Source organism: Saprospiraceae bacterium (genome assembly GCA_016709995.1).
GTDB lineage: Bacteria > Bacteroidota > Bacteroidia > Chitinophagales > Saprospiraceae > JADJLQ01.
The window spans coordinates 201,338-215,000 of sequence record JADJLQ010000001.1 but is presented as its reverse complement, the minus strand read 5'-3'; the positions used below and the strand labels follow the sequence as shown (position 1 = coordinate 215,000).

Genomic DNA, 13,663 nt, shown 5'->3' with positions numbered 1-13,663 from the left:
ATCACTGCATTTTTAATGGTTTCGTTGATCTTGACTACTTTGAACTCCATCGTCTTGCCTACATATTGATCGTAGTCAGTGATGGGCTTTATATCTATTTGAGAGCCTGGCAAAAACGTTTCCAAGCCGTTGGCATCTACGATAAGGCCACCTTTAGTTTTAGAGATCACGGTACCTTTAATGATGGTACCATTATTGAATGAATCAACCAGGGTCTCCCATGCTTTAAAAAGTTTGGCTTTTTTTCTAGAAAGAACCAACTGACCTTTTGCATTTTCCTGAGTCTCTACATATACATCTACAAAATCACCTACTTTAAGATCACCCATGTCTTTAAACTCATCGTAAGGGATAAGACCGTCAGACTTAAAATTGATGTCAAGTACTACATCTCCACCATGCATGGAAGAAACTTTTCCTTTGATTATTTCATGATCCCCTAAAGTAGTAAGGGTAGTTGAGTATTGATTTAGATAAGCAGTCCTTTCTTCTGGGTTATAATATCTTGTATTTCTATTGCCGGCAGACCAGTTAAAATCATCATGGGCAGAACCTTCCTCTACCATCACTGGTTCTAACACTAGCTCCAGATCATCAGTTGGCTCAGGTTCAACGGCCTCATCTTCTTGCAATAAGTCATTGGTCATCAGAGGCGTCTCCTCTTCAGACGGGGTTAAATTTTCATCCAGATCCTGGACATCATCTTTTTCTTCCAGCATGTTTTCTGCAGATTTTAAATGTACCTAACGTGTAAAGCGGGGCAAATTTAAGGCAATATTTTTATTCTCAAAGAAAAAAATGAAACATTAAGTGATTAATTTTAATAAATCAGCAGTGAAAATGGCACAAATGCATATGAATGATTGATAAATAGCCATCTATGTATAGTAAGTTATAAAGATATCAAAGCCAGGAATCGAATTAATAATTTGCAAATGGTTGCAAGATTTCAAAGGTCTTCTCTGAGATACATTCGAATATAGCTAAAAAGGCTGGAAAGAGGCTTAATTGGCATTGATCAATCGACCACTACCAGTGATAAAATGGTCTACAAAAGGATTGCCAATAAAAAAGATATCGCCTGATCCCCTCAATCTTACATATAAGCTATTGGTAGCATTCAACTCGGCATCGCCACTGGCAAACTGGGTGATCCTGGTTCTATAAGTCTGCAAGCCAAAGGCATAAAGACGCCCAGACCCATCCAGCTCTATCTCATGATGATCGGCATACCCTCTGAGCCGAATCTCCCCTGAACCTTGCACTGAGGTGTATAAATCAGGCACATCCAGGTATAAGTCTATGTCACCACTGGCCCTGGACCTGACCTCCAGCGAACCTTTGGGTTTAAACCGATTATCACCATAGATGTCCCCGGAAGAGGCCAAATCGATCAAACTCAGATCAGGCACTGTTATGTATATAGTAGACTTACCAGACCATCCATATAGCCCATGTTGACGAATGGTCAGTTTGCCATTATTGACATCAAATGATAATTCATTTAATACCAGATCATAGCCTTCAAACTCCACTAACCGTCCTGGCCCCTGTGACAAGACTATGTCTACAGAAGCGTCGTGACGAAGTTGGTCAAACGAGGCAGTTGGTATCGTTACAGTTACAAATTCTCCAAGGTCTTTTTGGCAGGATCCTAGCATCAGGATGGTGGCCAAAGCGAATAACAAAGATTTAGTTTTCATAGCAAATAGATTAAAAGACTATTCAATACTATGATGACTGGGCAATCAGAGGGATAGTTAGTTAGGGTTTAGTTAAAATGTATGACCACCTGATGCTTCAACAATCATAATTTAAACTGGTGATTAAAGAATTTCGTCACTTAATGAACAGTAATTTGAAAATATACCATAGCGTCCAAAGAATCAATGCAATTTCAAATAATTTTCGTCCATCACCCTTAAAGATATCCCATGATAAGTATTTTTTTGGGGTTTTGAAAATATCCTTTATGAATATGACAGTAAATACAAATATGAGTGTCAGAATAATGCCATCTTGTTCCATATAAAATAAAATTTACGCATTAGGTTTTAATATAGTAATTTCAAATAATTATTTCAAGAAGCCGCCAATATGTTGATAAATCATGCGACAATCCTGCCATGCTCATATATTTTGACTCCATCAGCCCAGATCTCCCCTTCTTTCATATCGGCTATAAAATCGAGATGGATACTGCTTTCGTTTTTGCCTCCGCACTGATAGTATGATTGGCCAATAGCCACATGGACCGTGCCGGCCATTTTCTCGTCAAACAAAATATTTATGCTAGGTACCTGGATGAAGGGGTTCATGCCAATGGCTGCCTCGCCAAAACACGGGCACCGGTACTCATAGAATCCCTGAAGGACTTCGTCTCCAAGGTCGGCATGGCCTGATATGATGGTACTTCTAGGTTTGTGTAGGCTTTAGCCCATTCACTTTGCTTCCCTCAGAGTACTTACTTACTCTCGCTCCTGAACTTTTCTATTCCGTCTTCACTCTGTTTCATCTCTACCCGAAGCATCGGGCAAAAATATTTTTGTATTTTCGGTCTGGTTATTTAGGGGCCAGGAAACTACTAAAATGCAGTGCGTGTTTATGATGGTCCAACTTTTCTATTATTAATCTGAAAATCAAATTAATTACTTACTTTAAATACACTATTAATTCAGAAATTATTGCAGCAGTTAAATAGTAAAAATTGCAAGGTCCCTTACCAAATCAGTACCCTCATTCAATCGCTTTTTACTAAAAAATTCTTTGGGATTTCTGATGCATCTTAGAATTATTTCAAAGTAAACAATTGGCAGACAAATCAAAAACACGATTTTAATTAAGGCAATCTCTAAAAACATTGTTTTTTAGCGTTTTATTGAAATTTGAAATTTTCCAAATTTTAAAACGTAATCCTGTATACAGTATGTCATTGTTGAATCATCTCTAGATTTATCGAATTTGCATTTAATTATCATTTCATTGATCGATTTTATCTTATCGGATGATTCAGTCTTGCTATTATTTAAAACTAGGCATAGCTCCGCCATTGGCTTCTATTAAATGTACTATCCGTTTAATATTGTAAGTCAAATTCATCAATGTTATTTTAGCCGTTACTCTCACTAAGCTTCTTACTTGAAACATTAGGCCTCCCATGCCTTTGGTAATCATTCCAAATACATGTTCCACTCTAGCTCTAATTTTGGATTTCATTTTGTTGGAATTAAATTGTGATTTTGTCAATGGGGTGTTCCTCTTTCCTTTTATGTGAATGTTATTTTTTATTCCATGTTGAGCTAGTTTTTCTGAAATAATAGGAGATATATACGCGCTGTCAGCATACATCACATCTACATCAGGATTTCTATCTATAAATTCGGTCATCAACTGGGAGTCATGTTCATTTGCCGGCGTTACTTCAAAGTCAACTATCAGTTTGCTTTTGGCATCAACTACAACATGGTACTTATATCCAAAATAGTTTTGTCCATCTTTTTGGAGCCACCTCGCATCAATATCCTTTTGAGATTTTTTATGTTCGTCATCTGCCCACAGTGTATCTCCTTTATCTTCTTTGATTTTAGCGTTTTCGTCCTTAGTATTCCGCTGCTTTGGGGTTTCGATTATTGTAGCATCTGTTATCGTGCCCTTATTCAATACTATACCTTTTGCCACCAATTGATCAACAAATTTTACGAATAGATCATCCAATATGCCAAGCTTATTTAGTTGATCTCTTACTAACCAAATTGTCTTTGCATCCGGTATATCCTTATATGTTTTTAATCCTAAAAATTCCATGAATGAATTTCGATCTAATATTTGATATTCAATTCCATCATCTGATAAATTGAACATATGTTGCAACACCAATACTTTAAACATTAATTCCCTACTAATTGGCGGTCTTCCACCCTTACTATAGTCAACCGTAGGTAGTTGATTATCAATCTCTTTTCCGAAAAAGGACCAATCAATATACCTATTCAGTTTCACCAAACTGTTATTTTGGTTTTTTAATTTCTCTATCCGATCTTGATGTTCAAATAGATCTGGATTGCGCGAAATTCTTTTCAGCTTGCCTTTTTTTGAATTTGTCTTCATAAACAACAAGTTACTACCCAATTTTATCATATAATAACTTTAATGCATGTATTTTAGGGGTTTTTAGAGATAGCCTTAATGGATCCATACAAGAATTTTATTGATTTTATTTATCAGACCCAACCCATACACGAACCAAAATCCCAAGCAGCTTAAAATATTTATTCGAATTCGAACCCACATTTATGGAGTCAACCTTAACACTATTTTTATTTTGACGCATTTCTATTAATCAAAATCTGAATAATTAATACAGCCGTTGATAGAATAAAAATTATTGTCAATAGATAATTTAAATAGTAGCTATCAATTTTGAATTTTATTAAAACTAAAAATAAAATAACTCCAAAAATAATAATAACCAATGTCGTTCTTAATGATTTGATCTTAATAATATTTTATTGCAATGATAATTGAATACATCTTTCATAATTTTGTGTATTTGAGTAAGTACTGCTAGTATATGTACCAGTTGTAGCAATTATCCCAATCGCAGCAGTTATTGGATTTCCAAAAATAGCATTTAATATAAATCCCGTAGTGGCGATCGCATAATTTCGATCCAATTCAGATTGTTTCGAAGCATAATTGTCATAACATTCTTGAGGAGTTACTGAATTTGTTTTTTCATTTATTGTAGTTGGAAGCGACCCAAGCAACTTGAATTGCAGTTGTTCAGATTTTTGTAATGCACGTGAGTCTAATTTTAGCAATAAAATTTCATGGTTAATAGCTATAAATAAATTAGAATTCTCGTTTTCACTAATATAATTAGTAATATTTCCATTATTTTTTTCAACATGTTGAAGCATTTCGTACTTCAAAGTTTTTAGCAGAATGACAAATTTATCAACTTCAAAATCAGATTGTTCAAGAATGGAATCAGGATTAATAAAATCAATGTTTGAACAACTCGAAAATAATACGAAAATAATAATTGTAAGATATTTCATTGTAATAATGAGTTATGGATGGTGAAAATATTTAATAAAATTATCCGTAAATTGTGATACATAAAGTTCCAGAAGAGCTGCAAAGTGTATCCCAAGCTCTATTATATAAAATAGTACGTTCCGCGGAGCATTTTGTCTGCCAAGCATCTGCATATCTTACAGACTCAGACTTTGAAATACAACTGGAATACAGCATATCGGCTCGATCTATTGAGTTCAGATAATCTTGAAGTGGGTCGACCACAAAGAAAATAGAAATAAAAATAAAACAACCTTAATTTTCATTTTCATTTTCATTTATTTTAAAATTAACAATAGATTTATATTGATTTTTTACATGAATTTGGTTTGTCATATCAGAATATGCCTTCCAAATAACGTTTCTTTCGGAGTCTGTTAGTCCTGAATTAAATTTGTACTTTTCTTCCAATTCCATAAAACTTTTCTCTATTGCGCATTGAAGCTTAAAATACATTTTTACATCAGAATCATATAAAGTTGATTTTTGATCAAAATCACAATAATGCTTTAGATCGCCAAGTTCGGTAGTTTGTATTTTATCTTTAACCACCTTTTCATTAATTAATTTTGTATCAGAGGCTATAAAATAATTTGATAAATTATCTCTCAATTGTTGATAAGATTCATCATTGATGACACTATTGATCAGTTTAGCATCCAAAACATCGGCGGAGTTTTGAAGCTCCTGGCAAGAAAAAAAAATAAATGGAATGGTCATTATACTTAGAACCTTTATTTTTTCAAACAGGCTGTTTATTGAATTCATGTTTAATCTATTATTTAATATTAATTCATCCCCTACTCTATCGCCTTTTCGGGATCCGACATTCTCTGATCTGGGCAGTGACTCCGGATGTACAGCACCATCGAAAGAACGGTTTAAAAATATAGTGACAAGTCTTTAACTGTATTTTTTTTTTTTTTCAATTAACATATCATTAACATATAATACTCTTAACCTCTACAATTACACATCCATTTATTCTAGGAGTATTAGCATTATGCGCTATAATATTCTACCATTCTGTCCCAGCGTCAAAACGTGGTATAATATATTGCAACTGACTGAATACGAATCAGTTTACGTAAAAAGACCTGGAAGGTTTACACCTCGGTTACCGTTTTGAAACCTTCCAGGTCTAGTTGTGCTCTTATAAAATAATTATAAAACAATCCTGCCACCCTCATATATCCTCACCCCATCAGCCCAAATCTCCCCTTCTTTTTAGCAACAGCCAAGTGTAGTCATGGTCTCGCAGTAGTTAAATTTACACGGGCTTCAACCACTTATCATAAGCCATTCGCATGAAGTAATAGGCATAAAATAACAAAAGTAAGCTTCGAAGACAAGTAACGAAAATATGCAAACTATTGAGATCACTTCTAAATATCTGCAGCCCAATAGCAATCGCTGTAAATACAAGAAGTGAAATAACAAAGATTTTTAAGCTCCTGGAGAAAACGTAATTGGGCTTCGCTTTTTGAGATTTTTTATATTCAAGGTAAAAGACTAGCGGAAATAATATAGAATTCAAAAGATCTAAGGACTGATCAGGACTCATAATCAGACTAAGTTAATACTTTACGACAATTAGCACACCATAAAAATCGGATTTGAAATTGCAGTAGCCACTCCGTAGCTATTTCGAAACCAACTTACTGCAACTCTGTTGTATCAATTATTTCTAGAATAGCTTTTGACAAGGCCTCTGTCTATGCAAAACGATCCTCAAGATTGTCAGCCAATAAAGTAGAAAATTTATCATTCAACCCCGTAATTTGGTTGGAACGAAATCTGGAAGCCTTTCTACTGCGCCAGGAAGGGTTTGCCAGGTAGAACGAGGCCTCTTCGTTTACCTTTTTGAAACCTTGCCAGGTCAGCAGATTTATTCCAGGTCTTACTATAAGCCAACTTGACAAAAGTAGCAACGAATTATATTGACAATCAATAAGATAGTTACACTAAATGGTTAACCATTTTGTGTATAAAGTCCTGGAATAATTTACTTACAACTAATGTGATTTGAAGATTTTTGTTAGAAATACCTACCAATGTGGAATCTAATTCCGGATTAGTATATATTTGTAAATAATAAATACATAAATTATCCTATCGTCCATGTTAAAAAGGCAATTAGAAACCTATTTAAAGCATCAGGCTAGCCAATTTAAAGCTCTGGCTGTACTTGGCCCAAGACAAAGTGGCAAAACTACCTTAGTAAAAGCCTGCTTTCCGGACAAACCATATATATCTCTTGAAAATCCCGTCAATCGAAATTTTGCTGCCACTGACCCCGTTCAATTCCTAAAGTCATACCCTGAGGGAGTAATTCTGGATGAAGTACAGCGGGTACCGGAACTTATGTCCTGGCTTCAACAAGAGATAGATGAATCTAATCAAAAAGCAAGGTATATCCTTACCGGGTCAAATAATTTATTGTTACAAGAGTCAATCACCCAAACTCTGGCAGGCAGAATAGCTATTACAGAACTATCTCCGTTTTCTCAGGTAGAACTATATCAAAATAAGATTGATTTAAAGTCTGTCGATGAAAGCATCTGGTATGGCGGATACCCTCCAATCATAGCGGATAATATACCACCCAATGATTGGTTTCCATCCTATATCAGGACCTATATCGAACGAGATGTCAGAATGATTAAAAACATCAATGATCTATTCCAATTCGAAAGATTTGTAGCCGTCTGTGCAGGCAGGATCGGTCAGGAAATCAATTTTCTAAATATTGGTAATGCACTTGGCCTGGATCAAAAAACAGTAAAGTCGTGGATAGGTGTCTTACAATCATCATATATAGCCTGGCTGCTTCCTCCCTGGATGAATAATTATGATAAAAGAATCATCAAATCGCCAAAACTATACTTTTATGATACCGGACTAGCCTGCGCACTACTCAATATCACCAAGCCATCAGATGTAAAATTTCATTTTTTGAAAGGGGCCCTATTTGAAAACATGATCCTGAATGAATATCATAAATCATTCACGAATAAAGGCCAAAAGCCAAATCTTCATTTTTGGCGGGAAATATCGGGAACAGAAATAGACCTAATCCTCAACCAGGAACCGATTGAGATAAAAAGCAGCGAAACCATAGCGAGTGACTGGCTTGCAAATATCAATTATTGGACAAAACTGACAGGCCTGGCTAAGGATAAAGGGAAGATAATTTATGGAGGTGAACAAACTCAACTACGATCTAATGGACTAATACTTGGTTGGGTTGATTTGGTAAAGAAATTGGCTGGGGAATAAATAGAGGAAAATCAAAAAATAAACTGTCCACTCTCAATTAACCTCACCCCATCAGCACAGATCTACCCTTCTTTTCTATCGACTATAAAACCGAGATGGATACTGCTTTCACTTTTACCACCACAATGGTAATTTGATTGGCCAACGGCCATATGACCCGTAGCGGCCATTTTCTCGACCTATAATACCTCCAGACATATACATATAATGGCCATTTCTTACATATATAATTCACGAAAATATTTAACTCTAAATAAAGGAATATATAATTTCCAAAATGGCTCCTTGGAAACTCCTTTAGAAAGAAGTCTCAAGTAATCAATGACAGGTCGATAAGCCAAAGCATAAAGTGCTAAAGCATAAAATGCCAATAACAAATTATCAAATGAAAATAAATAAATAATCAAAGGTATCGGGATCAGAACCGCAACATAGAATACCGCTATATTTTTCATACATTTTAAAATTAACCTTATTTAAATAAATTAAACTAATTATTGAACAGCACAAACCTCTAAGGCACACCCTCAACCACAGCTACAAAAACACAAGGGTCTTTATCAATCCAAAAATCTTGTTCATTTATTTTAATTTTGTAGACAAATATCTACTTATTCTTCCAAGAAGGAATCAATTTAAATGTATATCTTTCAATGGCCCGTATCCTTAACAATATGCAAATAGCATCTTGCCGAAATTATTCACAATTTTAAATTTATTTAATAAACAGTAATTTGAAAATATACCATAGCGTCCAAAGAATCAAAGCAATTTCAAATAATTTTCGTCCATCACCCTTAAAGATATCCCATGATATGTATTTTTTTGGCGTTTTGATAATATCCTTGGTAAATATGACAGTAAATGCAAATATGATTATTAGAATAATGCCATCTAGTTTCATCTAAAAAAGAATTTAAGGATTAAGTTTCACATTTACAGTCACAACTGGCAGAAATAATACTACCTGCTGTAAATATTTAAGCGGATCGAAGTATTCGTTCAAACTACTGAAATAGTACAACCCTAACAGCCGTAGCATCTTCCATACATATCTAATGCAAAATCAATGTGAAGGTTAAAACTTAAAGCCGCTTCACGGTTACACATGGAACTAGACCCACAATGGTTTTGATCATTTTCATACTCAATCCAGGCTTTATTCATGTCGTTGTTGAACTGTTGTTCACAACTAACTCTGGCATTTAATAATATAACAGTCGTAAAAATGCTGAACATAGTTAATATCCATTTTTTCATGCTATTATTTTTTTTTGGTTTTACAATATTAAGTACTATTCGTTTGTATTCCGTATGGCTAGAACCTCTTTTGGAGTGGGATTCATTCTAGGCCCATGCAGATAACTACTGATTTTCTCATTGTTTACTGTTTCCGGATACCTTTTAAGTAGTATACCTAACTTAACAGATGCTGACTCCATAGCTTCTGTGTACTTTTTTGCTTCAACCTCTAATTCATTTGCCGGTTTAATTGAGCCATCTTTAAATTTGAGTGATATTTCGTTGAACTCTTTAAATTTTTGATTATTATACTTAAAAACATAAGATATGACTATGGCATTGGAAGATTGATAAGCTGCAACATCTGGATCCTGACTCATTAACAATTTTACTTCATCAGTTGATCGTATTTCGTTGGACAGACATGCTGCTATCAAAAAGAAATGAATAAAAATAGCTGTTAATTTTAATATTTTCATGACAATAAACTTTAATGATTTGTAGAATAGGATATTTTAATTTTTTAACTTCTAATTACTTCCATATGTATTTTCCATGCACTTGGAATATTTATAACCTGCAGCAGCGCCCATTATAGCTCCCGTAAATAAAGAAGCCCAAGGGCCAGCTAACGCAGCACCAGCTGTCGCAGCTAAAGTCTCCACCATATCCCCAATAAAGTTGTCGTAACAAGGTGTACTCTCAACTGTAAAACTAGAGGCTCCAATTGCTACAACAAACAATGATGCCATAAGATATCTTTTGACATTGCTTTTTTTGACACTAAAAATAGAAATATTCATTTTGATAAAATTAATCAAACACCCCTACTCTATCGCCTTTTCGGGATCCGGCATTCTCTGACATTTATGTGAAAACCTAGGATGTACAGCGCATTCAAAGAATTGTACCAAAAGTAGCTAGGGAAAGTTATAAATCTATTTTTTTTTTTCAATTAACAATTTATTAACATATATTACTTTATAAAACCCACCTTATACCGCTATAATCCACAAATTCAATACCTTGATCGAAATAATATTTCATGATTTTTCTTATTGGCAAATTGGCAGAATAATATTTCATAACTCCCTGCAAATGAAAGAATTAGTTCAAATATTAAGGATCAAAATAATTGAAATACAGACCTTACACAAAATAATTGTGCGACAATCCTGCCATATTCATAAACAAATTCTTAAACTAGATGGATCTCCCCATCTTACTATCTGTATTCGTATCCAGTCTTGAATCTTGTACCAAGTGCTGCACAAAAGTGGAATCTGATTCCACATTAGGCACAGAAATAGACCTCATCGGTATCCAATTGAGATCAAGAGCAGCGAAACCGTTGGTACCGATTGGTACATGTGCATATGTGCATAAATCTTGGGAGCAAACTGACCAGTCAAGCAGCGTAGCATTTATTATTTTGCTTCATTCATAACTCAATCCCAAAACTTGATCCTCAGCTTAAATACTTACGGATTTCCAGAATTAAGATAATAGTAATATTCAAAAATATCAATATATTAAAAAAGATATGAAATGATTCTTTTGGATCCTTAGTTTGCTTAAAAATATTTGGGCTTGTAAATAACTAATAAATGAGTTGAATGTATGCTGCCCAAATTACAAGATCTTTTAATGATTTAATAGTAATATCAATATGATCTATATTCATTTTCTAGGGGACTAGACCAATCTCTTAGGCAGCTAAAACATACAAGTTTAAATAAAAAGGTTCTAAAACTTGAAAATAATGTACCGTTGGAAAGGCACCTTGGATTTATAACTCTCCGATATTTTATCAAGGTCATTAATGACTTCAAATTTTTTCACTTTTAGACCTTGACTAATTAAGCTCAGAACCATATCAGCTGCAGTCTTTGGTTCATCATAAAAGGTATCATTTATTTTAATCAGTGTCCTGGAATTTGAATCAATTTTAAAAATTTCAAGGAATGATGATTGTTCCCCATCAAATTTATTTATAGACAAAGAATCAAAGAAAACCTTAGTTTCCTTTGATTCAGAATGATTAATTTGGCAAATCAAACTACTAAAAGGGACTAATAAGTAGAAAAATAATAAGAAGTTTTTTTTCATTTTATAAGTTTGTATCATGCGAAAAACCCACAAATGGGATTAACAGTAGGATTTGGCCTGAAATATGCATACCACCCATTAGAAGTTGTAACCATAAATGCATCCCCATAAACAAAACAACTTGAACCATCAGATTGTTCCTGTTCCATCCACCCAGAACCAATATATTGGTCAGCATATCGAAACCCGTATCCCTTTGATTTCAAATTTTTCTCATAATCTGCAAAATCCTCAGCCAACATATAAAAATTGGAGGCCTTTCCATTAAAAGACACATAATTAAGACTTAAAACTTCATCATTGGCTATTTCTAATAAGCCACTTTTTGTACTTTTTTGAACAGTTAAATTTAAGCTTTTTTCAGCTCTTCCGAAGTGAGATTGGGGAAAATTTAACTCTATTGTTAAGGACTTTAGAATCAGATTTTCATCCAACAGAGAGTCTTGCTGACAACTCATAAATGAAATAATTAAAAAACAAAAAATAATATTTTTTTCATTTGAAAGAAATTAAATTTTTTCCCTACTCTATCGCCTTTTCAGGATCCGGCATTCTCTGAAATCATTGTAAAAGCCTAGGATGTACAGCGCATTCAAAGAATTGAAATAAAATTAAAGCAGAAAATAGAAGGAAGTATTTTTTTTTCAATTAACATATCATTAACAAATTAAGACTCATCAAGATAACCAAATTCGTATAAAATCTCTACGATGTTGCAGAAGATTGAAATAAAATTGCAGAAGATTGGACAAATGCCAATATGCACAATAATATTTGCCAACTCATTGTAAATGAACTAATTGCATGGAGCAATTTCAAATAATTATTTCGAGAAGTCGCCAATATGTAGATAAATCATGCGACAATCCTGCCATGCTCATATATTTTGAGCCCCTCAGCCCAGATCTCCCCTTCTTTCATATCGGCTATAAAATCAAGGTGCAGGCTACTTTCGTTATTACCACCACACTGATAGTAAGACTGTCCGATGGCCATATGGACCGTGCCGGCCATTTTCTCGTCAAATAAAATATTTTTAGTAGGTACCTGGATGAAGGGGTTCATGCCTATGGCGGCCTCGCCAAAAACGCGGGCACCGGGTACCTGAAGGATCTCCTGCAATACCTCATCACCGACATCTGCATGGCCCATGCGGATGATTCCTGACTCTACTTCGAGGTAAATGCCCTGGATCAGGCGAGAATGATAGATCAGTGGATTATCAAAATAGATATGGCCATTGACTGAGTCTTCGATGGGGGAAGTATAGACTTCGCCGCTGGGCATATTGTTTAAGCCATCAGAATTGATCCAGGTGCGGCCTTCGACTGAAAATGAGATGTCCGTACGAGCATTTAGATAACGGATCCTTTTGGCCTGGTTGAGCATATCTACGACCCTGGCCTGTTCCTGAGACAAAGAGTTCCATTGGGCAATCGGATCGACTGTGTGCAGAAAACAACTTTCAAACACAAATTTTTCATAGGCTTCTAAACTCATACCGGCATCCTGGGCTGCACTGAGTGTCGGATACTGGCAGAGATTTCTACGCAATGACCTGGTACCTGTGCGGGTGCTGTAGATCTTTTGGTATGGGGCCAGGGCTTGCCGCCTCATATCCATTAAATCCGGATCCATGGTTATATGTTCACCGTGTTCAAAAGGGGCCCTGATATACAAATAAGTATCGAAGTGTTCCATTGCCATAGCATACAAGGGATTGACCCATTTTGCTGCAGCTTCGTGGGCATGTCTATTAAAAAGAACTTCCTGGGAATCAAAACTCAAATGATACTCTACAATGGATTTTCGCTCCAGTGCACCGGCGTAAAGATGTTTGATCAAAGGCTGGGCCAGCGTAGTCGATTGGATATAGAGCTTTTCTCCGGGACCTACGTTTAAACAATAATCTAATAACAGATCGCTGTAAGCTTTTAAATCCTGTTCTGACATT

Annotated in this window: 13 protein-coding genes (1 of these 13 only partly in view); 1 reads left to right on the top strand and 12 read right to left on the bottom strand. The window is 34.9% G+C overall.

Translation table 11 applies throughout. The features are described 5' to 3' along the window. The 6 genes from rpsA to IPJ09_00935 all read right to left on the bottom strand — a co-directional run. On the bottom strand, positions 1-719 hold the 5' portion of the coding sequence (gene rpsA, locus IPJ09_00960) for a 30S ribosomal protein S1 (GenBank protein ID MBK7370023.1). 1,378 nt of this gene lie to the left of the window's left edge; only the first 719 of its 2,097 coding nucleotides appear in the window; it begins with the start codon at positions 717-719; the stop codon falls past the left edge of the window. A gap of 285 nt (positions 720-1,004) precedes the next feature. After that, entirely contained in the window at positions 1,005-1,703 is a 699-nt protein-coding gene (locus tag IPJ09_00955; protein MBK7370022.1) for a DUF2807 domain-containing protein, read from the bottom strand. Positions 1,704-2,108: 405 nt separating this feature from the next. Beyond that, the gene (locus IPJ09_00950; protein ID MBK7370021.1) at positions 2,109-2,408 is read right to left on the bottom strand and encodes an aminopeptidase; all 300 of its coding nucleotides are present in this window, start codon (positions 2,406-2,408) and stop codon (positions 2,109-2,111) included. A 613-nt stretch (positions 2,409-3,021) separates the two neighbouring features. Then, a complete protein-coding gene (locus tag IPJ09_00945; protein MBK7370020.1) occupies positions 3,022-4,107 on the bottom strand; it encodes an IS5 family transposase in 1,086 nt (361 codons plus the stop codon). 398 nt (positions 4,108-4,505) lie between these two features. Next, on the bottom strand, positions 4,506-5,060 hold the full coding sequence (locus IPJ09_00940; GenBank protein MBK7370019.1) for a hypothetical protein: 555 nt from the start codon (positions 5,058-5,060) through the stop codon (positions 4,506-4,508). 274 nt (positions 5,061-5,334) lie between these two features. Next, positions 5,335-5,847 (bottom strand): hypothetical protein, encoded by a 513-nt coding sequence (locus tag IPJ09_00935; protein ID MBK7370018.1) that lies wholly within the window; start codon positions 5,845-5,847, stop codon positions 5,335-5,337. Positions 5,848-7,200: 1,353 nt separating this feature from the next. Here IPJ09_00935 and IPJ09_00930 point away from each other — a divergent pair. Beyond that, positions 7,201-8,358, top strand: a complete 1,158-nt coding sequence (locus tag IPJ09_00930) for an ATP-binding protein (protein ID MBK7370017.1) — start codon at positions 7,201-7,203, stop codon at positions 8,356-8,358. A 218-nt stretch (positions 8,359-8,576) separates the two neighbouring features. On the opposite strand, the gene IPJ09_00925 is transcribed toward IPJ09_00930, so the two are convergent. The 6 genes from IPJ09_00925 to IPJ09_00900 form a co-directional block, all read right to left on the bottom strand. Beyond that, positions 8,577-8,813: a hypothetical protein gene (locus IPJ09_00925; protein ID MBK7370016.1), complete on the bottom strand. Its 237-nt coding sequence runs from the start codon at positions 8,811-8,813 to the stop codon at positions 8,577-8,579. An 840-nt stretch (positions 8,814-9,653) separates the two neighbouring features. After that, positions 9,654-10,079: a hypothetical protein gene (locus IPJ09_00920; GenBank protein ID MBK7370015.1), complete on the bottom strand. Its 426-nt coding sequence runs from the start codon at positions 10,077-10,079 to the stop codon at positions 9,654-9,656. Positions 10,080-10,130: 51 nt separating this feature from the next. Further along, positions 10,131-10,403 carry a hypothetical protein gene (locus tag IPJ09_00915; GenBank protein MBK7370014.1) on the bottom strand — a complete coding sequence of 91 codons (273 nt, stop codon included), beginning with the start codon at positions 10,401-10,403 and terminating at the stop codon, positions 10,131-10,133. 943 nt (positions 10,404-11,346) lie between these two features. Further along, positions 11,347-11,709, bottom strand: a complete 363-nt coding sequence (locus IPJ09_00910; GenBank protein MBK7370013.1) for a hypothetical protein — start codon at positions 11,707-11,709, stop codon at positions 11,347-11,349. Between the two features lie 14 nt (positions 11,710-11,723). Next, complete coding sequence (locus tag IPJ09_00905; protein MBK7370012.1) at positions 11,724-12,167, bottom strand: hypothetical protein; 444 nt, start codon at positions 12,165-12,167, stop codon at positions 11,724-11,726. 397 nt (positions 12,168-12,564) lie between these two features. Continuing rightward, complete coding sequence (locus IPJ09_00900; GenBank protein ID MBK7370011.1) at positions 12,565-13,662, bottom strand: aminopeptidase; 1,098 nt, start codon at positions 13,660-13,662, stop codon at positions 12,565-12,567. Position 13,663: the final 1 nt, after the last annotated feature.